This window comes from Methylobacterium tarhaniae, from assembly GCF_001043955.1.
Lineage (GTDB): Bacteria > Pseudomonadota > Alphaproteobacteria > Rhizobiales > Beijerinckiaceae > Methylobacterium > Methylobacterium tarhaniae.
The window spans coordinates 18,665-41,725 of sequence record NZ_LABZ01000069.1 but is presented as its reverse complement, the minus strand read 5'-3'; the positions used below and the strand labels follow the sequence as shown (position 1 = coordinate 41,725).

The 23,061-nt window shown below is 71.7% G+C and carries 21 protein-coding genes; 13 read left to right on the top strand and 8 right to left on the bottom strand.

Annotation, left to right across the window (positions count from 1 at the left end):
* The first annotated feature begins 108 nt into the window (after positions 1–108).
* The gene (locus tag VQ03_RS10945) at positions 109–831 is read left to right on the top strand and encodes a sigma-70 family RNA polymerase sigma factor (RefSeq protein WP_048450904.1); all 723 of its coding nucleotides are present in this window, start codon (positions 109–111) and stop codon (positions 829–831) included.
* A gap of 113 nt (positions 832–944) precedes the next feature.
* Here the strand turns inward: VQ03_RS10945 and VQ03_RS10940 are convergent, their stop codons facing one another.
* Positions 945–1,298 (bottom strand): CsbD family protein, encoded by a 354-nt coding sequence (locus VQ03_RS10940; RefSeq protein WP_048450903.1) that lies wholly within the window; start codon positions 1,296–1,298, stop codon positions 945–947.
* A gap of 233 nt (positions 1,299–1,531) precedes the next feature.
* On the opposite strand from VQ03_RS10940, the gene VQ03_RS10935 reads away from it, so the two are divergent.
* Complete coding sequence (locus VQ03_RS10935) at positions 1,532–2,530, top strand: DUF2865 domain-containing protein (RefSeq protein WP_245292035.1); 999 nt, start codon at positions 1,532–1,534, stop codon at positions 2,528–2,530.
* Between the two features lie 370 nt (positions 2,531–2,900).
* A complete protein-coding gene (locus tag VQ03_RS10930; protein ID WP_048450901.1) occupies positions 2,901–3,827 on the top strand; it encodes an MBL fold metallo-hydrolase in 927 nt (308 codons plus the stop codon).
* A 269-nt stretch (positions 3,828–4,096) separates the two neighbouring features.
* Here the strand turns inward: VQ03_RS10930 and VQ03_RS10925 are convergent, their stop codons facing one another.
* Entirely contained in the window at positions 4,097–4,876 is a 780-nt protein-coding gene (locus VQ03_RS10925) for a DUF1499 domain-containing protein (protein ID WP_048450900.1), read from the bottom strand.
* A gap of 253 nt (positions 4,877–5,129) precedes the next feature.
* Between VQ03_RS10925 and hisC the strand changes: the two genes are divergently transcribed.
* From hisC to VQ03_RS10900, 5 genes are all read left to right on the top strand, one after another.
* Complete coding sequence (hisC, locus tag VQ03_RS10920) at positions 5,130–6,245, top strand: histidinol-phosphate transaminase (RefSeq protein ID WP_048450899.1); 1,116 nt, start codon at positions 5,130–5,132, stop codon at positions 6,243–6,245.
* Positions 6,238–7,170 carry a prephenate/arogenate dehydrogenase family protein gene (locus tag VQ03_RS10915; protein ID WP_048450898.1) on the top strand — a complete coding sequence of 311 codons (933 nt, stop codon included), beginning with the start codon at positions 6,238–6,240 and terminating at the stop codon, positions 7,168–7,170. The genes hisC and VQ03_RS10915 overlap by 8 nt, the downstream gene beginning before the upstream one ends.
* A 122-nt stretch (positions 7,171–7,292) precedes the next feature.
* Positions 7,293–8,489, top strand: a complete 1,197-nt coding sequence (locus VQ03_RS10910) for a patatin-like phospholipase family protein (RefSeq protein ID WP_208605497.1) — start codon at positions 7,293–7,295, stop codon at positions 8,487–8,489.
* A 22-nt stretch (positions 8,490–8,511) separates the two neighbouring features.
* Positions 8,512–9,240 (top strand): SDR family oxidoreductase, encoded by a 729-nt coding sequence (locus VQ03_RS10905; RefSeq protein ID WP_048450897.1) that lies wholly within the window; start codon positions 8,512–8,514, stop codon positions 9,238–9,240.
* Positions 9,241–9,594: 354 nt separating this feature from the next.
* Positions 9,595–9,999, top strand: a complete 405-nt coding sequence (locus tag VQ03_RS10900) for a DUF1236 domain-containing protein (protein ID WP_048450896.1) — start codon at positions 9,595–9,597, stop codon at positions 9,997–9,999.
* Positions 10,000–10,145: 146 nt separating this feature from the next.
* On the opposite strand, the gene VQ03_RS10895 is transcribed toward VQ03_RS10900, so the two are convergent.
* The 5 genes from VQ03_RS10895 to VQ03_RS10875 form a co-directional block, all read right to left on the bottom strand.
* Complete coding sequence (locus tag VQ03_RS10895) at positions 10,146–12,575, bottom strand: glycosyl hydrolase 2 galactose-binding domain-containing protein (RefSeq protein ID WP_048450895.1); 2,430 nt, start codon at positions 12,573–12,575, stop codon at positions 10,146–10,148.
* Between the two features lie 224 nt (positions 12,576–12,799).
* Positions 12,800–13,810 (bottom strand): DUF1839 family protein, encoded by a 1,011-nt coding sequence (locus VQ03_RS10890; RefSeq protein WP_048450894.1) that lies wholly within the window; start codon positions 13,808–13,810, stop codon positions 12,800–12,802.
* A 7-nt stretch (positions 13,811–13,817) separates the two neighbouring features.
* Positions 13,818–14,783 (bottom strand): amino acid--[acyl-carrier-protein] ligase, encoded by a 966-nt coding sequence (locus VQ03_RS10885; protein WP_083467925.1) that lies wholly within the window; start codon positions 14,781–14,783, stop codon positions 13,818–13,820.
* A complete protein-coding gene (locus tag VQ03_RS10880) occupies positions 14,783–15,970 on the bottom strand; it encodes an acyl-CoA dehydrogenase family protein (RefSeq protein ID WP_048450929.1) in 1,188 nt (395 codons plus the stop codon). Before VQ03_RS10880 ends, VQ03_RS10885 begins: the two co-directional genes overlap by 1 nt.
* Before the next feature lie 44 nt (positions 15,971–16,014).
* Positions 16,015–16,269, bottom strand: coding sequence for an acyl carrier protein (locus VQ03_RS10875; protein ID WP_048450893.1), 255 nt, complete (start codon positions 16,267–16,269; stop codon positions 16,015–16,017).
* A 636-nt stretch (positions 16,270–16,905) separates the two neighbouring features.
* Between VQ03_RS10875 and repA the strand changes: the two genes are divergently transcribed.
* The 5 genes from repA to VQ03_RS10850 all read left to right on the top strand — a co-directional run bounded on the left by repA (position 16,906) and on the right by VQ03_RS10850 (position 20,228).
* The gene (gene repA, locus VQ03_RS10870) at positions 16,906–18,114 is read left to right on the top strand and encodes a plasmid partitioning protein RepA (RefSeq protein ID WP_048450892.1); all 1,209 of its coding nucleotides are present in this window, start codon (positions 16,906–16,908) and stop codon (positions 18,112–18,114) included.
* Positions 18,111–19,169, top strand: coding sequence for a plasmid partitioning protein RepB (repB, locus tag VQ03_RS10865; protein WP_048450891.1), 1,059 nt, complete (start codon positions 18,111–18,113; stop codon positions 19,167–19,169). Before repA ends, repB begins: the two co-directional genes overlap by 4 nt.
* A gap of 87 nt (positions 19,170–19,256) precedes the next feature.
* Positions 19,257–19,460, top strand: coding sequence for a hypothetical protein (locus VQ03_RS10860; RefSeq protein WP_048450890.1), 204 nt, complete (start codon positions 19,257–19,259; stop codon positions 19,458–19,460).
* A gap of 62 nt (positions 19,461–19,522) precedes the next feature.
* Positions 19,523–19,747: a hypothetical protein gene (locus VQ03_RS10855; protein WP_048450889.1), complete on the top strand. Its 225-nt coding sequence runs from the start codon at positions 19,523–19,525 to the stop codon at positions 19,745–19,747.
* A gap of 7 nt (positions 19,748–19,754) precedes the next feature.
* Positions 19,755–20,228: an MgtC/SapB family protein gene (locus tag VQ03_RS10850; RefSeq protein WP_048450888.1), complete on the top strand. Its 474-nt coding sequence runs from the start codon at positions 19,755–19,757 to the stop codon at positions 20,226–20,228.
* A 437-nt stretch (positions 20,229–20,665) separates the two neighbouring features.
* On the opposite strand, the gene VQ03_RS10845 is transcribed toward VQ03_RS10850, so the two are convergent.
* Positions 20,666–22,999, bottom strand: coding sequence for an FdhF/YdeP family oxidoreductase (locus tag VQ03_RS10845; RefSeq protein WP_048450887.1), 2,334 nt, complete (start codon positions 22,997–22,999; stop codon positions 20,666–20,668).
* Between the last annotated feature and the right edge of the window lie 62 nt (positions 23,000–23,061).

Sequence of the window (23,061 nt, the reverse complement as noted above, 5' to 3'; positions counted from 1 at the left end):
CAGCGCGCCCCACTTCCCCCGGAAAGAAGCTCCGGCGGGGTACCCACGCGAGCGGCCCGTCGAGAGTGCCGCCGCCCCGCCCTCCCCGCCTCAGAACACGAGAGTCGCATGGCGTCCACCGACAATCCCAACCTCAGCCTCGAAGCCAAGCCCGGCCTGCCCCCGACCGTCCAGCGCCATCTCGGCCACCAGCTGCGTGCGGCCTACGCCCCGCTCGAGACCGCCGCGACGCCGGACGTCTTCCTCGCCCTGATCGAGCGGCTCGAGGCGGCGCTGGCCGCCCAGGGGCGGGCGGTGGAGCCCGAGTTCCGCGAGGGGATGCTGGCCGCCCTGTCCTCGCTGCGCGCCTTCGCGCTCTCGCTCACCAACAACGCCGCCCGCGCCGACGACCTCGTCCAGGACACGATCCTGCGCGCCTGGCAGAACCAGCACCGCTTCCAGCCGGGCACCAACCTGAACGCCTGGCTGTTCACCATCCTGCGCAATGCCTTCTACTCCGAGCAGCGCAAGCGGATGCGCGAGGTTCAGGACGAGGACGGCTCCTACGCGGCGCGCCTGTTCACCGCCCCCGACCAGGGCCACCGCCTCGACGTGCAGGACCTGCGCGCCGGCCTCGCCAAGCTGCCCCCGGACCAGCGCGAGGCGCTGATCCTGGTCGGCGCCGAGGGCCTGTCCTACGAGGAGGTGGCGGGTATCTGCGGCGTGGCGATCGGCACGATCAAGAGCCGGGTCAACCGTGCCCGCAACCGCCTGGCCGAGCTCCTCGGCTACGGCGACGACGACCTGACCGGCGACCGCATGATGCAATCCGCCATGGGAGAGGGCGTGTAAGGGCGAGGGCGTCGGAGCGCGGGCACCCGGCAACGGCGCCCCGTCAGCCCATCCCCGTCAGCCCCGGTCACGGCGCCCGCGGACGATCCCGCGGGCGCTTTTCGTTTCCGCCCTCAGTGGCGGCTGTGGATCAGCCAGCCGAAGACGTAGCCGACAGCCCCCGCCACCAGCAGGGCGGCGAGGTGCTGGTCGCCGACCTGGCGGGCCACCGCCCGGTCGGCGCGCCGGTAATAGTGGCGACCGGTCTCCCGGGCCTGATCGGCGTAGTCCGGCGCGGCGTCGGCAAGGCCGCGCACCGCATCCCGCACCTGATCCTTGGCCTGGCCGTAGACGTTGCGGGCGGTCCCCGCCGCCTGGTCGGCGAGCCCCTGCGCCTGGGCGCCGGCATCGCCCGTCCACTCGCCGAAGCGCTGCTGCACCTTGCCGCCGAGCTCCTTGCCGGCGCCGACGATCCGATCGGAATCCATCGCGGATCTCCTCTTGGTCGGGCGGTCCGTCCGCGGCCGCCGCTTCTCCTCTCCAACGCGCCAGGAGGCGAAATGGACCACGTTCCGCGATCCGGCTGCCGTCCGGCGCGTCCGGGCGCCGGGTCGCTTCGCCGCCGCGAGCGAGTCATGAAGCTGTTATCTCAGCGCTTCTCCGCAATTGCGCGAGTCCGGGGCGAACCGTTAATTGGCCTTAACCTTCGGTGAGGCACCCCGTGAACTTCCCATCGATCCCGTCCGGCGGCGCCCGCACGCGCGCCCTTTGCCGTATGGCGGTCCTCGGCGCGCTGCTCGGCCTCGGGGGCGTGGGTGCCGGCACCACCCTGGTGCACGCCGCGGAGGAGGCCGGCCTGCTCGATCTTCTGTTCGGGGACGTGCCGCGCAGCCTCGGCCTGCCCGCCCGGGCGCCGCGGCCGGAGGCCGCCTTGCGCGAGCGGCGGATCCGGTGGACGAGCCGGCCGGCTCAGGTCGCTGCCGAGCGGCCGCGCTGGGTCACGCCGGCCCCCCATCCGCGGCGAGCCGCGCCGACGCCCACCTCGTCCCACCCGACCCGGGTCCCGGCCTTCGCGGCGGATCGTGGCGACCGTGCCGGCAGCCACGCCCGCACCGTCTGCGTGCGCACCTGCGACGGCTACCCCTTCCCCCTGGCGAACCTCCGGCGCGGGGACGCCATCCCCACGCAGGAGCGGGCCTGCGCGGCGGCCTGCCCGGGGGCGGACACCGCCCTCTACACGGTGCGGGCCGGCCAGGAGCTCGACCGGGCGGTGAGCCTGGACGGCCGGCCCTATCGCGTCCACGCCGCCGCCTTCGCCTATCGGAGACGGCTGGTGCAGGGCTGCGCGTGCCGCCCGGGCGCGGGCGGCTATGCCCGGCTCCTCCTGCACGATGCGACCTTCCGGCCCGGCGACGCGGTGGCGGGCGGGGCCGGCGCCACGGTGTTCGCGGGCCGCGGCCGGAGCGGCGAGGCCCGCTTCGTCGATTTCCGCCGTGCCGCCATGCTCTCGCCCGGCGAGCGGCGCGCGCTCGACCGCACCCTCGACGTGAGCCGCCTGGAACGGGTCCGGGCGGAGTTCCGCCGCTCGCTGAGCACGGCCGAGGCCCGCGGCGGGTTCGGCCGCCTGCGCTACGCCGCCGGGGTCACCGGCTTTGCCGAGGTCGTCAGCGACGCGAGCCTCGCCCCGATCCGCGTCGTGGCGCCCTCCCCGTACCGCTGATCCGCCCGCCCCGCCGGATTCTGTTGCGGGCCGGAGACAGGGCCGGTCTTCCACCGGGATGCGCGCTCGCGGCGCTTGCGATTCGCCGGGTCCCGTGACGAAACTGATCCCGTTCCGGCCCCGCCCGATCCCCTCACACATCGTCGTCCGCCATGTCGCCCGCGTTCGAGAACCGTCTGTTGCAATACCGCGAAGTCGCGGCCGTCTTCGTGAGTTCGGGCCTGTTCTTCGCAGGCCTGCTGTGCTGGGCCTGGATGGCCGCCTGACCCGCGGCCCGCGCGCGCGACCGACGAGGCGCCGGCCTCTCGACAGGGGGGAGCGCGGCCGCTAACCCGGACGGGTCGTCAACGCCGCGCCAGGAGACCGTCCGGTGAGCGAGCCCGAGGCGCCCGAGCCGGCGCCCACCTTCCTGCGCGAGGCCCCGGCGAGCGGCCGGATCGAGGCGGTGTCGCCGCTGATCCGGCGGCTGGTCTGCCCCAATGCCGGTCCCTTCACCCAGAGCGGCACCTGCACCTACATCGTCGGCCACGGCCGCGTGGCGGTGATCGATCCCGGCCCGGATCATCCGGAGCACCGGGCGGCCCTCCTCGCCGCGCTCGCCGGCGAGACGATCGAGGCGATCCTCGTCACCCACACCCATCGCGACCACTCCCCCGGCGCCCGCCCGCTCGCGGCCGCGTCCGGCGCGCCGATCGTCGGCTGCGGCCCGCACCGGCCGGCGCGGGCGGTCCGCGGGCCCGAGCAGGGACGGCTCGACGCGGCCGGCGATACCGACCACCGGCCGGACCGCGAACTGACCGAGGGCGAGGGCGTCTCGGGCCCGGGCTGGACCCTGACGGCGCTCGCCACCCCCGGCCACACCATGAACCACCTCGCCTTCGCCTTCCCCGAGGAGCAGGCCCTGTTCTCGGGCGACCACGTCATGGCCTGGTCGACCAGCATCGTGGCGCCGCCGGACGGCGCCATGGGGCCCTACATGGCCTCCCTCGACCGGCTGCGCGGCCGGCCCGAGACCGTGTACTGGCCCGGCCATGGTGGCCCGGTGCGGGACCCGCAGCGCTTCGTGCGCGGGCTCCTCAGCCACCGCCGCGCCCGCGAGACCGGCATCCTGGAGCGGCTGGCTTCGGGCGAGCGCTCCATCCCGGGCCTCGTCGCGGCGCTCTATTCCGGCCTCGACCCGATGCTGCGGCCGGCGGCGGCGCTCTCGGTCTTCGCCCATCTGGAGGATCTGGTGGAGCGCGGGCGGGTGGTGACGGACGGGCCGCCGGCCTTGGACTCGGAGTATCGGCCGGGGTGACGCCCGCGATCACAATCCGGACAGACGTTCGTCCAGCCCTATTCCCCGCTCTCAGGTCAGGATGAGGCTGGAGCAGAGGACTTTCTGCCCCAGCTGAAGCCTTTCATAGAAATCTTTTTTAGATCCTGCCTGACTCTTCCCGTCAGCCATCTGGCGAAGATTCCAATGCTTCCCTACGTCATCCCGGATTCCGCTGCGCGGCCCCGGGATGACGATGGAGCGCTTCGATTCCGCCGGTTCAATCAAACAGGCTCTAGACAATTCCGTGACTACTTCACCGCCAGCGCCAGATTCCCGATTTCATCGAGATACGCCCGGATGTGATCGGCGTTCTGGCCGAAGTCGCGGTCGCCGAAGCGGGTGGCGGAGCGCACGTCGATGCGGGTGCCGTCGGCCCGCGGGTGCAGCCGCACCGTGACGTCGTAGGGCAGGCCGAGCAGGCGCGAGCGCACCACCGCCTCGATGCGGCCGTTCCCGATCCGGCCGCCGGGCTTGTAGGATTCCACCACCTGCCACTTGCGGTTCTGCGCCGCCTTCAAGGCGAGGGCGAAGGCCTCGTCGGGCCCGAGATCGAGGGTCAAGGGGGCGATCTGCGGATAGGCCTCGCGCTGCAGCGCCCGGGCTTCGGGGCTGGAATCGCGCGGCAACCGCCCGTTCCGCGCCATCCACGCGGCGCGGGAGCGGGAGAAGGCCGGCGGGGTCTCGACATCGGTCGAGACATCGGTCAGCGGCGGCAGCATCACGCCGCGCACGGTCATGTAGGCCGGGTAGGCCAGGACCAGGGCGGCGAGCATCAGCCCTCCGACCGCGGTGCCGAGGCCCCGCGCGCCCTCGCGCCAGATCCGCACGAAGGCCGCGCCGGCGAGCAGCACCGCCAGCACCGCGAGCCCGACCCCGGAGCCGAGCGCCGCCAGCGCCGCCTCGGTCTCCGCCCGCGGATCGCGCACGAGCAGCAGCGCGAGGCCGACCACCGCGAGGGAGAGCCAGGCGAGGCGAAAGGCCCAGGGCGCCGCCCGGGTGACGGGTTCCTCGACGATCAGGCGGCGCATGGATCGGGCGGATTCGGAACGGGAAAGCTCGGCTGCATGATCCGGCAGGGTGCGGCCGCGGCGGGACGGGCGACCTTCGAGCCCCGGTGTACCGCCCCGCGCCGGCCCGCGCTACCGGCCCGGCCCGCGGCACACCGGCGAATCGAGGCCCTGCGCCGGTGCAGGGCTCCCGCGCTTCGCGCGCCGTTTCCCAAAGCCCGCGACTTGCTCTAGACGGCGTGACGTTGTTCGACGCCGACTTCAAGGTTCGCTCATGTCCGCCGCTGCCCTTCGCCCCGTCCCGCGTCCCGGCGTCCTCGAGATCGAGGCCTACGTGCCGGGCAAGAGCGCGGCGCCGGCCGGCGTGAAGCTGCACAAGCTCTCCTCCAACGAGACACCGATGGGCCCGAGCCCGGCGGCCGTCGCGGCGATGCAGGAGACGGCGGCGCATCTCGAACTCTACCCGGACGGCGCCGCGACCAGGCTCCGCCAGGCCATCGCGCAGAAATACGGCCTCGATCCGGAGCGCATCGTCTGCGGCGCGGGCTCGGACGAACTGCTCTCGCTCCTGACCTACGCCTATATGGGCCCGGGCGACGAGGGGCTGTACTCGCAGTACGGGTTCCTGGTCTACCGCATCGCGATCCTGGCGGCGGGCGGCACGCCGGTGGTGGCGCCGGAGCGCGACCACACCACCGACGTCGACGCGCTGCTGGCGGCGGTGACCGACAAGACCCGCATCGTCTACCTCGCCAATCCGAACAACCCGACCGGCACCTACCTGCCCTTCGACGAGGTGCGCCGTCTCCATGCCGGCCTGCCGAAGACCACCCTGCTGGTGCTCGACGCGGCATATGCGGAATATGTCCGGCGCAACGACTACGCCGCCGGCCTGGAGCTGGTGGCCGAGTCCGAGAACGTCGTCATGACCCGCACCTTCTCGAAGGTGTACGGCCTCGCGGCGCTCCGCATCGGCTGGATGGTGGCGCCGGCGGCGATCGCCGACGCGGTCAACCGCATCCGCGGCCCGTTCAACCTCGGCGCGGCGGCGATCGCGGCCGGTGCCGCCGCGATGGCGGACGACGCCCACATCGCGAAGGCGGTGGCCCATAACGACGCGTGGTTGCCGCGTGTCACCAAGGCCCTGGAAGGCCTCGGCCTCACCGTCACGCCGAGCGTCGGCAACTTCGTGCTGATCCACTTCCCCGAGGAGGCCGGCCGCAATGCGGCGGATGCCGACGCCTACCTCACCGCCCGCGGGCTGATCCTGCGCCGGGTCGGAGCCTACGGGCTGCCCAACGCCTTGCGCATGACGATCGGCACCGCCGAGGCCAACGAGGCCGTGGTGGCGGCGCTGACCGACTTCGTGAAGGGCGCCGCGCGTGGCTGAAGCCTTCCGGCGCCTGGCGCTGGTCGGCCTCGGCCTGATCGGCTCCTCCATCGCCCGCGGCGCCCGGGCGGGCGGGCTCGCGCGGGAGATCGTGGCGATCGACCGCGACGCGGGCGTGATCGAGCGGGTGCGGGCGCTCGGCCTCGCCGACGAGGCGACGACCGACCTCGCGGCGGGCGTCGCGGGGGCCGACCTCGTGATCCTGTGCGTGCCCGTCGGCGCCATCGGGGCGGTGGCGGCGGAGATGGCCGGGGCGCTCGCGCCCGGCGCGATCCTGTCCGATGTCGGCTCGGTCAAGGCCGCGGTGGTCGCGGCGGCGGCGCCGCACCTGCCCGAGGGCGTGAGCTTCGTGCCCGCCCACCCGGTCGCCGGCACCGAGCATTCGGGGCCGGATGCGGGCTTCGCCAGCCTGTTCCACGGCCGCTGGTGCATCCTGACCCCGCCGGAGGGGACCGACCCCGCCGCGGTGACGCGGGTGCGGGCGTTCTGGGAGGGCCTCGGCTCGGTCGTCGAGACCATGACGCCCGCCCATCACGACCTCGTGCTGGCGATCACCAGCCACGTGCCGCACCTCATCGCCTACAACATCGTCGGCACCGCCGCCGACCTCGAGACCGTGACCCAGTCCGAGGTGATCAAGTTCTCGGCCGGCGGCTTTCGCGATTTCACCCGCATCGCCGCCTCCGACCCGACGATGTGGCGCGACATCTTCCTCACCAACAAGGAGGCGGTGCTGGAGATGCTGGGCCGCTTCAACGAGGATCTGGCGGCGCTCGCCCGCGCCATCCGCTGGGACGACGGCGAGGCCCTGCACGCCCTGTTCACCCGCACCCGGGCGATCCGCCGCGGCATCGTCGCCATGGGCCAGGAGACCGCGGAGCCCGATTTCGGCCGCCGCGCCGGAGGCCCCAAGGCTGCGGAGTGAAGGCCGCGGAGCGATCCGCGAGCGGAACCGTTCCACGCCTCAAGCTTTGCCATAAGCGTTGCCGTTTCGTCGTCGTCGTCGGATACTCCCCGGCGAGGCGGCTTGGCGAAACTCGTGGTGTGATGATCGTGTCCCATCGATCGACCTGGATACGCGGCCTCGCAGTGGCCCTGATCGGCGCGCAGGCGGCCGCCTGCGCCTCGCTGCCGCGCACGCCCTACAATGCGGCCGAGGCCGCCGCCGCCACCGTGCCGGGGCAGGCCCCCGACGTGCGCTTCTGGGCCGACGGCTCGGCCCGCAGCTTCGCGGCGGTCGCCGACCGGGTGAAGGCGTCGCGCGAGCCGTTCAGCTACCTCGCCCTCTCGGGCGGCGGCGGCGACGGGGCCTACGGCGCCGGCGTGCTCAACGGCTGGAGCGAGACGGGCCGGCGGCCCACCTTCACCATGGTCTCGGGTGTCTCGACGGGGGCGCTGATCGCGCCGTTCGCCTTCTTAGGAAGTGCCTATGACGGGTACCTGCGCGAGATCTACACCAGCGGCGAGGCCGCGACCCTGGTGCGCTCGCCCAACCCCCTGAACGTGCTGATCGGCGACGGCCTGTTCGGCGATGCGCGCCTGCGCGACCTCGTCGGGCGCTACGTCACGCCCGACCTGCTGGCGGCGGTGGCCGAGGAGCACCGCAAGGGACGGCGGCTCCTCGTCGTCACCACCAACCTCGATTCGCAGCGCGCCGTGATCTGGGACATGGGCGCCATCGCGGCGAGCGGCCAGCCCAACGCCCGCGACCTGTTCCGCGACGTGCTGACCGCCTCGGCCAGCGTGCCGGCGGTCTTCCCGCCGATGCTGATCGACGCCCAGGCCGGCAACCACGCCTTCCAGGAGATGCATGTCGACGGCTCGGTCGTGACCCCGGTCTTCACCCTGCCGGAGGCCTTCCTGACCCAGGACGGGCGCATCGCGGCGAGCCGCGGCAAGCCCAGCATCTACGTCGTCATCAACGGCCGCATCGAGCCGAGCTTCGACGTGGTGCAGAACGGCACCCTGCCGATCGCGGTCCGCTCGCTCTCGACCGTCGGGCGGTCCCGCTCCCGGGCGACGCTGGCCAGCACCCAGGCCTTCGCCCGCCGTAACGGCATGGGCTTCAACCTGACCTATATCGACCGGCGCATCCCCGAGGTCCCGGCCTCGCAAGGGTTCGACACCGCCTATATGCGCCGCCTCTACGACGACGGCTACCAGAAGGGCCGCAGCAACACCGTCTGGCAGACGAGCCTGCCGCGAGAGGGCGAGCCGGCGGCCGACACGCTGGCGTTGCGCTGATACGGGCGAAGGGGGGATCGTCGTGGCGGGAGAATTGCACGGCAAGGTCGCGGCGGTCACCGGCGCGGCCTCGGGCATCGGGCTCGCCAGCACCGAGGCGATGCTGGCGGCCGGAGCCCGCGTGGTGCTGATCGACCGGGACGAGACGGCTCTGGCGACCCTGTGCGCCAGGCACGGCGAGGCGGCGATCCCGCTCGCCCTCGACCTCCTCGATCCGGCGGCCTGCGCCACCCTGCTGCCCCGGATCCTCGACGGAGCCGGCCGCCTCGACATCCTGCACGCCAATGCCGGCACCTATGTCGGCGGCGACCTCGTCGAGGCCGACAGCGCCGCGATCGACCGGATGCTGAACCTCAACGTCAACGTCGTGATGAAGAACGTGCACGATGTGCTGCCGCACATGATCGCGCGCGGCTCCGGCGACATCATCGTGACGAGCTCGCTCGCCGCCCACTACCCGACGCCGTGGGAGCCGGTCTACGCCTCGTCGAAATGGGCGATCAACTGCTTCGTCCAGACGGTGCGGCGGCAGGTGTTCAAGCACGGCATCCGCGTCGGCGCGATCTCGCCGGGCCCGGTCGTCACCGCGCTCCTCGCCGACTGGCCGGCCGAGAAGCTGGAAGAGGCCCGCGCTTCCGGCAGCCTGCTCGAGCCCGAGGAGGTGGCGAACGTGGTGATGTTCATGCTGACGCGACCGCGCGGCATGACCATTCGCGACGTCGTGATGATGCCGACGAATTTCGATCTGTAGCGGTTCGGTCGATCCCGCTCCGGCCTGCCCGGCAAGTGCGGCGCCATCGGCGCGTTTCGCCGTCCTGGTGTGCGGAGACGGTGAGCCGAAGGCTGCGCCGGTCGCGGCGGAGGGCGGGGGCTGTCGGGAGCCCCTGTCCGTGGTGGCCCACGTCCAGGCCCATGCGGCGGGCGGGAAAGCGGCCTCCCGGAGCGATCCGGCCCCGCGCTTCTCCATGTCGCGGATACTCCTGCGCGCGAGAGAGGCGACGGGCCGGGCCGCCGTGACGACGGGGAACCACTCCCCCGCCCCACCGTTCTCCCGATACGGCCAAGCTCTGGCTTTCCCGCTCCCTGCCCTGTCGAGACCCCCCTCATGCGCCTCGCCCTCGCCGCCCTGCTCCTCGCCACCGGGATCACCGCCGCCCAGGCCCAGGGCACCGCCCGCGGCGCGCAGGACGGCGCGGCACGGGGTGAGGCGATTGCCGGGCCGGTGGGCGCGGTGGTGGGTGGGGCGATCGGGGCCGCCGTCGGCACCGCCAACAGCATCCTGGGCATCGACCGGCGCGAGCGCTTCCGCATCTACGCCGCGGGCGAGCACCGCCCGTCCTTCCGCTACGGCGGGTCCTTGCGCGTCGGGACGGTGCTGCCGCCTGAAGGCATCGTCTACTACGACGTGCCGCCGGAATTCGCCCTCAAGAACTACAACTACACGATCGTCAACGATCACCCGGTGCTGGTCGAGCCCGGCACGCGGCGGGTGGTCGAGGTGATCGACTGAACGCTCGGCCGCAGGCGGGCGACCGCGGCTCCGGGAGGGTGTCAGCCTCAGTGCCGGCTTCGGCTACGCAGAAGGCACGATCCTACCCACCATCCGGGATGGCGGAGGATCCTCAGCATGACTGAGAGGGTGCGTCAGCTTGCAGCTCAGAACCGCACCACCTCGCTCGCATTCACCGCCCGCACCGTACCGCTCGGCCGCCCGCCCGTCCCGGTGAGCGCGAGGTGGCGCTCTCCCCCCGGCGCCAGATGGAACCAGTTGTCGGACGGGCGCCCCTCGCCGTCGAGGACGACGTGCACCCCGATCGCGTGCCGCTCGGCCCCGACCCGCAGGACGACACCGTCCCGAGCCTCGACGAGAGCGGCGGAGAGGCCGACCTCCCGCGGAGCCGCGTCCCGGCCGGCCGGAAAATGGAACGCTTCGGCGAGGAAGGCGCCGTCGGCGCGCGTGAGCCGCAGATGCGCCAGATCATGCGCCGGTGGGCCGAAGCGGTAGGCGGCGGTGGCGTCGAAGAAGCGGCCGAGCAGCGCGGCCGAGGACAGCGAGAGGGCGGAGCGGGCCCCGAGCGACAGGGCCCGCTCCGCCCTGGCGGCGACCTTGCCGGCGGTGCCGGTGAAAGTGAGCGTGACGGTGACGTCGATGGGGCCCGCGGTCTCGTTCAGCAGGTGGGCGTGGAGGCCGTTCAATCCCTCGTCCGAGAGCACGGCCTGGACCGGCTGGAAGGCGCGCTTGAGGGCGAACCAGGCCGATTTCGGCCGGCCGGCCACGTCGATCACGCCCCAGCCCGCCCCCGGCGCGAGGTCGCGGGCGAGCCAGACCAGGCCGCCAGCGGTGATCGAGCCCGTACGGCGCCACTCGGCGAAGGTCGCCTCCATCACCTCGGCGACGGCGGCGCGGCCGAGGGTCAGGTAGCGCTCCGGGTCGTCGCGGCGCAGGGCTTCCGGGTCGACGCCGTAGAGGACGCCGACGTAGTGATCGCGCACGCCCTCGAAGTCCCAGCCGGCGCCGCGGTCGCGCGGCACGCCGAGGCTCCAGGCGGGATCGCGCGGGTCGGTCAAACCCGCCTCCGCGAGGGAGGCCGCGTCCGGCACGTTGGCGAAGGCCAGGCATTCGGAGGCGAAGCGCACCTCGGCCCGGCGCGCATCCTCGAACGGCCGGCAATAGGCCCCGACCCCGTAATAGTGGGTCACGCCCGCCTTCGTGGAGAACGGCAGGTCGCCGCCGGAGGGCGAGTTCGGCACCACGACGAGGTCCGGCCGGCGTTCCGCCACGGCCTCGCGCAGCATCGCCTCCACCGCTCCGGCACGCCAGACCGGCTCGGGAAAGCCCAGCATCGCCGCCTGCTGCTCGACCTCGCTGCCGCCGCCGACGATGCAGAGCGAGGGCGACGCCTGGAGCCGGTCGAGGAGCTGGGCGATTTCCGCCGTGAGCGCCGACCGGAAGGCGGGATCGTCGGTCGGGTAGTCGAAATTGGCCAGCATCAGGTCCTGCCAGACCAGGATGCCGAGTTCGTCGCAGAGGTCGTGGAAGGCCTGGCCCTCGTACAGCATCGTGCCGCCGACCCGCAGCATCGTCATGCCGGCCTCGACGGCGAGGCCCAGGAGCGGGGCATAGGCCGCCCGGTCGCCCGGCAGGCCGACGAGGTCCGGCGGGGTCCAGCAGGCGCCGCGGCAGAAGACCGGCACGCCGTTGACCGCGAGGCTCAGGCCGTCGGCGAAGGGGCGCAGCAGCGTGACGGTGCGGAATCCGACCCGGCCGAGGTCGAACGTCTTCCCCCCGGCCTCGACCACGACGGCGTGCAGCCGCGGCTCGCCATGGGTGTGCGGCCACCACAGGGCGACGTCCGGCAGGACGAGCCGGCCCTCGAACCGGCCGGGGGCGGTCTCGGCGAGACGGATCTCGCGGCCGTCGCAGCGCAAGGTGACGGGACCGTCGGCCACCGGGAGGCGCAAGCCGGCGGTGAGGATCCCGGTCCCATCCTCGACGCTCGCCCGCAGATCGATCTCGGTCGGGCGCCCCCCCTCCCCTCTCCGGGTGATCGGCCGGTACGGCCCGACCGCGTCGATGCTCGGGCACCAGCCCGGCATGAAGCCGAGCAGCGTGGTGCGGGCGTGGCGCAACGATCCGGGCGTGGCGAGTTGCGGCCGCCAGCGGCCGCGCTTGTGCGACCGGGCGAGGTCCTGCGCCAGGGAGCGGAAGGCGAGCGCGAGGGTGTGGGTGCCGGCGAGATCAACCGTGACCTCGTGGGCGAGGAACATCGAGCGGGAGGCGAGCAGGAGTGTGTCGTCGAGCCAGACCTCGCAGAGCGTCGCCAGCCCCTCGAAGCGCAGGATCTCGCGGCCCCTCCCCGAGATGGGCGTGCGGTACCAGATGTCGGACCCGTGCAGCGGCGTCGGCTCCCGGTCCGACCATCGGCCGGCCTCGCGGAGCGCCCCGGCCGCGGTGCCCGGCACTGGGGCGGGGATGTAGCCGGTGAGATTCCTCGAATTCTCGGGCCGGGCGCAGGCGCCGGGCTCGGTGACGATCATGTCCCAAGGCCCGTCGAGGGGCCGATCGACGGTGCGCAGAAGGGCCATGCTGTCCTTGGAGGCTGTTTTGCGCGCGTGCGGCGTCGAAGTCCCGCGTCGTCCCGGGGGCCGCGCAGCGGAAACCCGGATCCACACGCGCTGACGACGCAGGATGAGGCAGGCCGCGTTCCGCCTCGTTCTCGACGGTCAGCGGTCATGGATCCCGGGCTCTCGCCTGCGGCGGGCCCCGGGATGAGGCAGAGGGTCAGGCAAAGTCGGGCTTGTTCGACGGGCTACGCCGATCGAACAGGCTCTCGATCCGGCGCGAGCGCCCGATCGAGCGCCGCGAACACAGCCGCGTAGGTCGCCTCGGCGGCGGACAGGCGCTCGGGCAGGCCCGCGAGCTTGCCGCGGGCGAAGGCGCGGGCGAGCTGGAACTGGAACGCCTTGGCCTCCTGCGCGAGCCGCGTCGCCGCCTCCGCCGCCTCGCCGAACGGCCCCGCCCCCACCTCCGCCAGCCAGGCGAGGTGGCTGCCCAGAAGCTCGAAATTCGCCCCGAGCTGGCGGGTGGTGTTGAAGGCGTAGGCGTGGAAGGCCGTGAGCGGGCGCTGCACGAAGGCGTCCGCCTTGCCCGCCAGGGCCTCGCGGAAGGCGGTGACCGGGTTCCGGTCCGGTGCGTGGGCCCGGTGGCGGCGCAGCAGCGCCAGGGCGGCGCCCGGCAGCTCGGCCGGGCTCAAGGGCGGGCCGCACGGCTTCACGAACTCGGCATAGGGCAGGAGCCGGCCCCGCGCGAAGATCCCGTCATAATCGGCCCCGTCCAGGGTGAAGCGGCCGGCATTGTGGAGGTAGTCGAGGACCCGCCGCTCCGGATCGAGGGCCAGGATCGCGATCGTGGTCTTCGAGGCCTCGCGGCCATAGGTGGTGCCGGCGGTGTCGGGGAGGAAGAAGGCATCGACCTCGACCAGCACGGGGAAGCCCCGCGCCGCCTGGATCAGGCTGTGGCTCTCCAGGTCCTCGTAGAGCGCCAGCTCCAGGACCTCCAGGCCGTAGAGCGCCTCGATGTCGGCGGCCTTCGGCTTGAAGAAGGTGAACTGGTCGCCCTCGAAATCCTGGCGCAGGGTGAAGCCCAGCATCGCCTCCGGGCTCAAGCCCCGCAGGTGCAGCAGCTCGATCCACAGATCGACGTAGCAGTTCGTCTCCGGCCAGGTCCGGTCGGGGGCATGGAGCGCGTGCGGGGCGGAGCGGGGAGCCGCGGACGTCTCCGTCCGCGGCGCCTCGATCGGAAGGGCGAGAGCCGCCGACATCGCGGCCTCAGCCGAAGAGCTGGGCGCGGACCTCCGCCGGCCAGGCGTCGAGGTCGAGGCCGTGGTGGCGCAGGAGCGCGAGGGTGATCCGCTCCAGGCCGAAGCCGACGCAGGCGGTGTGCGCCACCGAGCCGTCGGCCTGATGGATGCCCCAGGTCGTGCCGAAATGGTCCTGGTGGTAGTTGAAGCTGAGGCAGGCGGTCGGCTTGTCCTCGCTGTTGACCGGCACGTTCAGCTCGAACTTCAGCGCCTGGGCGCGCTGGTTGTTGGCCAGCATCTTGCCGGCGCGGCCGAAGAACGGGTCGTTGGCCGGGTCGATGGCGAGCGGCAGGCCGAGGTCGCTCATCATCGTGGTGCCGCGCTGGAGCCACAGCTCGCGGAAGGCCAGGACCTGCTCCGGCGTGCCCATGCGGACGTATTCGCGCATGCGGAACAGCTGCATGCGGGTCGGCTCGAGGGAGGGCTCGTGCCGGAAGCAGTAGGATTGCAGGTCGAACAGCAGCCCGTCTTCCGGCAGGCGGCCGCGGGCGGCGGCGACCGGGTAGAGCGGATAGCAGGCGGCCGGGGTCAGGACGATGTCGGTGGCCGCCTGCTTGGCGGTCCAGTCCTCGCCGGCATCGAGGCAGGCCAGCAGCCGGGCATGGTCGGCCTCGTTGCCGCAGAAGCTGTGCACCGTGCCGGCGAGATGCGGGAAGCCCTTGAGGTAGCCGCTGCGCTCGAAGCTCGCGCGGGCCATGCCGGGCGGGAAGCGGAGGACCTCCGCGCCGTCGGCCCCGCCGATGCGCGAGACCAGCCGGTCGAGGGCTTCGACCACGCTCTCGAAGGCGCCGGAGCGGCCGTAGAGCCCGTCGACCCCGGTACGGATCAGGAGGCCGCGGTCGAACAGGCGGTCGAGGAACGAGCGGGGCGCGGGCGCCTCGCTCACGGCCTCGTCGGCGACGGGCAGGAGATCGGGGGAGAGGCTCTGGTCCATCACGCGCTCAGGAGCTTGCCGCTGCCCTTCTGCACCAGCAGGAGGTTGGCGGTGTTGGAGAGGATGCGGTCGTTGCTGATCATCAGCGGCGCCGAGAGGACGTCGCGCAGCTGCCGGCCGAGGCTGAACGGGGTGCCGTTCTTGTAGCCGGCGATGCCGACCACCCCGAGGGCGCGCTGCACGATGTCGACGGCCTGGCCCGAGACGGTGGTCTTGACGTTGTTGAGCATGATCGAGAAGCCGATCGCGCTCAAGGAATCGGGATCGCCCTTGGCGGCCTCGTAGCGCGCGAGCCCGGCGACGATGGTGCTCTTCATCGCCTGGAGCTCGTTGGCGGCCTCGGCGAGGCGCAGAGCCCCCGGCGGCACCTGGCCCGGCTTCTTGCGAGCCTCGCCCTGCACGAAGGCGCGGGCGCGATCGACCGCGTAAGCAGCGATCCCGAACCACACGCTGCCCCAGAGCAGGTGCGAGGCGGCGAGCATCGACTGTGCGGCGATCTCCGCGAAGGGCTTCTGGAGCACCTGGGCCACGGGCAATCCCTCGGCCTTGAGCAGGAAGCCGTCGCTGCAGGTGCCGCGCATGCCGAGCGTGTCCCACACGCCGGTGCGCTCCAGGGTGATCTGGTCGGACAGGAGCGCCACCAGCACCTGGTCGGAGGTCGCGGCCTCCTTGTTGCGGCGGGCGGTGGCGAGGATCAGGTCGGCCTGCGCGCCGTAGGAGATGACGCTCGCCTCCTTGGTCAGGCAGAAGGTGCCGCCCTCGGCCTCGACGGCGCAGAGGCTGTTGCGCAGGTCGCCGCCGATGCCGGCCTCGGTGGTCGAGGAGGCGATCAGCAGCTGCTCGGCCGCGATCCGCTCCATCAGCGTGCAGTGCCAGGCGCTGTCGAGGCCGTGGGTGACGAGGCTCGCGAGCTTGATGTGGTGCATCGCGAACACCATCGCGGCGGCCGAGCAGGCGCGCCCGAGCACGGCGCAGAGCTCGGCGAGCTCGCTCATCGAGGCCCCCTCCCCTCCCAGGGATTGCGGGACCTGGATGCCGAGCAGGCGCTCGGCCTTCAGCGCCGCGACCGCCTCGGCCGGAAACCGGCCCTCGCGGTCGACACTCTCGGCGTGGCGGGCGGCGATCTCCGCCACGCGCTTGGCCCGCACGTCGAGGGCATCGACCGGGGCGGCCGCCGCGACGGGCACCGTCGCCGCGACGGGCACCGTCGCCGCGACCTCGACATGCATGTTCATGCGGCCTCCTGCTGGCGTAAGCCCGATACGGTGTCCCGGATGATGCGGATGGTCGAGAAGGAGCGCCGGCCGAGCAGGGTATCGGGGAACTCGATGTCGAACCGCTCCTCGAGGGCCAGCATCAGCTGCACCGAGCCGAAGGAATCGAGCCCCTTCTCGAACAGGTCGTCGTCGTCCGACAGGCCGTCGACCACGCCCTTGAGCGATTCCAGCGACTTCAGCACGTCCCGGATATCGGAGATCTCGACCATGGGGCTCCACCTTCCTGTGTGAGACACGATTCTCATCGGCCAGATGAGGTTGCAATGTCAGGCGCAAATCTTGGTAAATTTTCGAATGACTATTTGAGGCAAACGTCCGATCCCCTGCGGAGCAGGACGTTCGATCCGAGTGGATGCCGACAACTCAACTCCGAACAGCTTAACGGCCGGCAAATCATCGCACGATTGCAGGACGAGGATTCCGTCAAGCTTACGGATTTGATGCGAGCGCGGAGGCCGGAGCGCTCCGCAAGCGCAGCCGAGACCTCGACGATGCGGACCGCGCATCCGCGGACTTCCCTGGTCTCCCCTGTCCCGTGGAATGGGGTGGTGCCGATTCCGACCCTAGCCCCGGCGGGACATGCGATGAAGCGGCCGGCATAGCCCTATTTCGAGGTAGGCCGCGTGCCCTTCCGGTGGGCGTGTCCCCGCTCCGGGTGGAGGGCGGCGGGATCGCCCCTCCCCCACCCATCCCCGGCCTGCACCAATGGCGGACGCCGCTGGCGCGGCAGGCTTGTGCGGGGCTTGCGCGGATGGTGGGGCAGCGATTGCGAATCGGGGCTCGAAAGGTCCAATTGTAGTTTGAACGCCGAACCGGCGAAAATTCTGCAAACAGGGCTCGCGAGGATGAATCAGCATACGCCGCCCCAGCCTCCTGCTCCGGTCGCCCCCGCCGCGATGATCGGCGCCCATGCCGCGACGCTCCGCGAGCAGTTGCAGGCGATCTCCTCCGGGCTCTTCCCGCCGACGGCCGCCAAGGGGCTGCGCCGGTTCACCTCGACGGAAGCCGCCCGCATCGTCGGCGTGACGGTGTCGCGGCTGCAGCAGCTCGCCGCCGACGGGCTCGGGCCGCAACCGGAGGTCTCGGCCAACGGCCGGCGCTCCTACTCCCTCGCCGACATCCACGGCCTGCGCGCCTATCTCGACGAGAACACCCGTGGCGGCCGGCGCTACCAGCCGCGGCGCGGGGCCAACGAGCACCTGCAGGTCGTGGCGGTCGCGAACTTCAAGGGCGGCTCGGGCAAGACCACCACCACGGCCCACCTCGCCCAGTCCCTGGTGCTGCGCGGCTACCGGGTGCTCGCCATCGACCTCGACCCGCAGGCCAGCCTCTCGGCCCTGATGGGCGTGCAGCCGGAACTGGATGTCGGGGCCGACGAGACCCTCTACGGCGCGATCCGCTACGACGATGCGAGGCCTCTGCGCGACGTGGTGCGCCCGACCTACTTCACCGGCCTCGACCTGGTGCCGGCCAATCTCGAGCTGATGGAGTTCGAGCACGAGACGCCCCGGGCGCTCAGCCGCCGCCGGGCCGGCGAGCCGCTGTTCTTCGACCGGGTCGCCCACGCGATCGAGACGGTGGCGGAAGCCTACGACATCGTCGTCATCGATTGCCCGCCGCAGCTCGGCTACCTGACGCTCTCGGCGCTCTGCGCCGCGACCTCGCTCCTGATCACCGTGCATCCGCAGATGCTCGACGTCGCATCGATGAGCCAGTTTCTGGCGATGACCGAGGACCTGCTCGGCGTGGTGGCGGAATCCGGCGGACGGCTGCAATACGATTGGCTGCGCTACCTCGTGACCCGCTACGAGCAGCAGGATGCGCCGCAGACCCGGATCGTCGGCATGCTGCGCACCCTGTTCGAGGATGCCGTGCTGACCGCACCGATGCTCAAGTCCTCGGCGGTGTCGGATGCCGGCCTGTCGAAGCAGACCCTCTACGAGATCGGTCGCGAGAGCGTGACCCGCTCGACCTACGACCGGGCGCTCGAATCCCTCGAAGCCGTCAACGGCGAGATCGAGGGCCTGATCCGGCGTGCCTGGGGCCGGCCATGAGCCGCAAGTCGAACCTCGACGCGCTGTTCGGCGCCAGGCCGCTGCAAAAGCCCCAGGCCGCTCCCGAGCCGCCCGCACCGGAGCCGGAGGCGTTTGCAGCTGCAAACCCGAGCCAGGCCGAGGCCGAGTTCGCAGCTGCAAACCCCCGCGCCCCGGACCGCAGCCGCAGCGGTCCGGTGCGGGCGATGAGCAGCACCCTGCGCGGGCTGGCAGCCCGGGCCGACGCCGCGGCGGAGATCGAGTCCGGCACCGTCGTGGTCGAGATCGAGCCGGAGCGGATCGACGATTCCTTCATCGCCGACCGGGTGGCCGACGCCAGCGATCCGGGGCTTGCCGCCCTGGTCGAGAGCATCCGCGAGAGCGGCCAGCAGGTACCGATCCTGGTGCGGCCGCATCCGGAAGCCCCGGAGCGCTACCAGGTCGCCTATGGCCGCCGGCGCATCCAGGCGGCGCGGCAATTGGCGCAGCCGGTCCGCGCCGTGGTGCGCCCGCTCACCGACGCCGAGCTGGTCGTGGCCCAGGGCAAGGAGAACCTGGAGCGCCAGGATCTGAGCTACATCGAGCGGGCCTTCTTCGCCCTGCGGCTCGAGGAGCACGGCTTCCCGCGCGCCACGATCACCGCCGCGATGGGCGTCGGCAAGGGAGACCTCTCGACCCTGATCTCGGTGGCGCGCACCGTGCCGGCGGAGATCGTCCGGGCGATCGGCCCGGCTCCGGCCGCCGGCCGGCCGCGATGGATGCTGCTCGCCGATCGGATCAAGGCGGCTGAGGCCCACCGGATTGCCGGCCTGCTCGCCGATCCCGGCTTCCGGGCGAAGCCCACCAACGAGCGCTTCGCCGCCGTGCTGAACGCGCTGGCGCCTCCTGCCGCGAAGCGGCCGGCGCCGCAGATCTGGAGCGACGAGGCCGGCCGCGGCATCGCCCGGATCGAGCGCACGCCCGACCGGGTCGCGCTGTCCTTCGACGAGAGCCTGGAGCCCGGCCTCGCCGACTACGTCCTCGACCGGCTGCCGGAGATCCTGGCCGCCTACCGGGCCGGCCGGTCCCGGACCTGAACGGGCGCCTGCGGCCTGGACAACCGGGAACCGAACTCTCGGGCGGGACATGACCCGGAAGTCCCGCCCGCGCGACCGAGGCCCGCCATGCGCCACATCCTCCTGCTCCTCGCCGTCCTCGCGCCCTCCAGCCTTCTCGCGCAAAGCGCACCCGGTTCGAGCGACTCCGACGCCCGGCAGGTCTGCGAGGCCAAGGCCGACCAGAGCGGCATCACCGGCGGAAATCGCGCGACCTTCCTGCTCGAATGCGAGGCGGGCGAGCGCCTGAAGCGGGGCAGCGCGCCCGGCTGAGGGCGAAACAGCCGCAGCCGCCGAGCGTTGGTTCCGCATAGTCATTCGCTGCGGAGCATCCGATGACCGATTGGAGGCCCATCGATCGCGCGCCTCAGGACGGCCGCTGGATCATCGCCATCCACCAGGACGAGCCGGACCGGCGCGCCGTGATCCGCTGGGATCCCGGGCGGGCCGGGGACGGACGACCCTGGCATGTCGCCACCACCGAGTACGGCTACGCACCGGACGCGTTCACCCACTGGACGCCGTTCCCGGAACCGCCGGAGCCGGGGCCGGAGGCCTGACCGGGCCATGCTGCCCGACGCCACGGCCTTCTCCCTCGGGGAGATCGTCGCACGGCTGGGCGCCGCGACTGTCTGCGGCCTGGTGCTCGGTTTCGAGCGCGAATGGCGTGGCAAGGATGCGGGCCTGCGCACCCACACCCTCGTCGCCCTGAGCGCGGCCCTCGTCACCACCTCGGCGCTCGGCCTCTACGCGGTGGTGCGCCAGGACGGCGGGGATGCCGATCCCCTGCGGGTGATCCAGGGATTGGCTCAGGCGATCGGCTTCATCTCGGCCGGCACGATCTTCGTCGCCCGCCGCAACGTGAGGAACCTGACCACAGCGGCGAGCCTCTGGTTCTCGGCCTCTTTGGGCATCGTCGCCGGGGCGGCACAATTCAGGCTCCTCGCCGTCGCGATGGGCTTCGGCCTGATGGTCCTGATCGTGCTGAAGGTGCTCGACCGCTTCGGACTCGCGAGGGGCGAGGAGCGGAAAGGGGAGTGACGGCCCACCGGCCGCCCATACGGCCTTACCCTTAAGGCCGGCTTGTCCCGCCGGTTGCGACATGGGACAGTTGCGACATAGGACAAATGAGGAGCACCGCCGCGATGGCGTCGCGGCGGTGCTCGCCCTCGGTGAGGGCCTTCCTCCCCAGACTTCGGGCCGCTCTCGAGGGCGGCCTTGTTCGTGTCTGTGATCACAGTGGTACCCGGCGTTTCACCCGCGCACAAGCACAATTGTGCGTCATTCTCAGGCACCTGGCATTTTGATGCGCAGGTGGCGGGGTGATCCGACGGGAGGGGACGTGCATCCGACACCGCCGACGAGGCGCTGTTTCCTCTCCCCACCGGCGGCAAGGTCCGGGCGGCAAAGCTGCCCGCGGGAAGAGGCATGGACGGCACTCAGGCCGCGAGACCGCCCGGTGGGGGAGGGGGCCTCCCTCAGATCGGATGCGCCGAATGCCCCGTCGGCTCGCGCCGGTTCGTCTTCGGCCCGCCGGCCGCCGGCCGAATCCGCACCGGCACGGATTTCGCCGCCGGCGTCCCGGATTGCAGGTCGTGGTGCGAGAGCGCCATCAGAGGATTCATCTCAGGATAATAGGCGCCGAGGCATCCGTCCGGCAGGGCGAACGGCGTCACCGTCAGGCCGGTCACCTCCCGGGCGATCCCGTCGCCGGCATCGCTGACGAGGGAGACGACCTGGCCGTCGCGCAGGCCCGCCCGGCGGATCTCCTCGGGATTCATCAGCAGCACGTCGCGGGTCCCCTCGATCCCGCGCAGGCGGTCGCTGTAGCCGTAGATCGTGGTGTTGAACTGGTCGTTCGACCGCATGGTGATCAGTCGGTAGCGGCCGGGCTCGTCGGCGAACCCGGTCGCCGACATCACCTCGGGCGCGGTGAACTCGGCCTTGCCGCTCTCCGTCTTCCAGATCCGCTCGCGTGCCGAGTTGCCGCGATAGAAGCCGCCGGGGATCCAGAGCCGGTCGTTGAAGTCGTGGAACTCTTCCCGGTAGGTCTTGGCGATCTCGTCGCGGATCAGGCCGTAATCGCCGACCCACTCGTCCCACCTCACCTTCGGGTTCGGCGCCAGCGTCGCCTTGGCGAGGCCGGCCACGATCGCGACCTCCGACTTCAGGAAGTCGCTCGCGGGGGTGCGGCGGCCTTGCGAGCCGTAGATGCAGCTGAACGTGTCCTCGATGCTCACCGCCTGGGGGCCGCTCGCCTGGCGATCCTCCTCGGTGCGGCCGAGGCAGGGCAGCAGGTAGGCGATCTCACCGTTGACGAGGTGCGAGCGGTTGAGCTTGGTGGCGACCTGCACGGTGAGGCGCATCCGGGTCCAGGCCTTCTCCATCCGGTCCTGGTCGGGGATCGCGCGCACGAAGTTGCCGCCGAGCCCGATGAAGCTGCGGATCTCGCCCGACAGGATGCCCTCGCAGGCCTCGATCGTGTTGACGCCCTTCTCCCGCGGCGGCGCGAAGCCGAATTGCTGGCTGAGCCGGTCGAGGGGCACCAGCTCCGGCTTCTCCGAGATGCCGACGGTGCGCTGCCCCTGCACGTTGGAATGGCCGCGCACCGGCGACACGCCGGTTCCGTCGCGCCCGATATTGCCCTTGAGCAGCAGGAGGTTGACGACCATCGCGACGTTCTCGAAGCCGTGCACGTGCTGCGTCAGGCCCATGCCGTAGAAGGCGCAAACCCGCTCGGCCTCGACATAGACCTGCCCCGCCGCCTCGATGTCGGCGCGGGCAATCCCGGATTCCCGCTCGATCTCCTCCCAGGACGTCGCCCGGACCTTCGCCTCGAACGCGTCGAGCCCGGTCGTGTGCTGGGCGATGAAGTCGACGTCGAGGACGCGCTCCCCGCGGGCCTTGGCGGCATCGTCGGCGGCAAAGACGTGCTTGCACAGGCCGAGCATCACCGCGATGTCGCCGCCGGGCCGGACTTGGTGATACTGCGTGCTGATCGGCGTCGCCTTGCGGGTCAGCATCTCGACCGGGCTCTGCGGGTTGGTGAAGCTCTCCAAGCCGCGTTCGCGCACGGGATTGAAGGTAATGATCTTCACGCCGCGCTTCGAGGCCTCCTGGAGCGGGTGCAGGAAGCGCGGCGAGTTCGAGCCGGTGTTCTGGCCGAAGAAGAACATGGCATCGCAGGTCTGGAGATCGTCGAACACGACCGTGCCGACGCTGGCGCCGATCACCTTCTTCAGGGCCACCGAGGTCGTCTCGTGGCACATGTTGGAGGAATCGGGCAGGTTGTTGTTGCCGTAGAGGCGCGCGAACAGGGCGTAGAGATACGAGGTCTCGAGGCTGGCCCGCCCCGAGGAATAGAACACCACCGATTTCGGATCGAGCAGGCGCAGCTCGGAGCCGATCGCGCGAAACGCCTCGTCCCAGCCGCACGCGACGTAGCGGTCGCTGGCGGGATCGTAGCGCAGCGGGTGGGTCAGGCGGCCCTGCTGCTCGAGCTCGTAGTCGCTCCAGCCGCGCAGCTCGGTCAGGGTGTGCTTGGCGAAGAAGTCCGGCGTGCAGCGCCGCGTGGTCAGCTCCCACAGCGTCGCCTTGGCGCCGTTCTCGCAGAACTCGAAGGGATGGTAGTTCGCCGGCTTCGCCCAGGAGCAGGAGACGCACATGAAGCCTTTCGGCTTGTTCTGGCGAAACAGGGTCTCGGTGGCGAGCGGCGTCGCCCATTCCTTGCCGAACACCTCGGCGATACCGCGCACCGAACCCCAACCGCCGGCCGGGCTGTCGTAATGGACCGTGTTCTCCTCGACCGACATGCTGGCTCTCCCATGGGCAGGCGAAGGATCGCCGCCGACAGGGAACCCACAGGGAGTAGGGA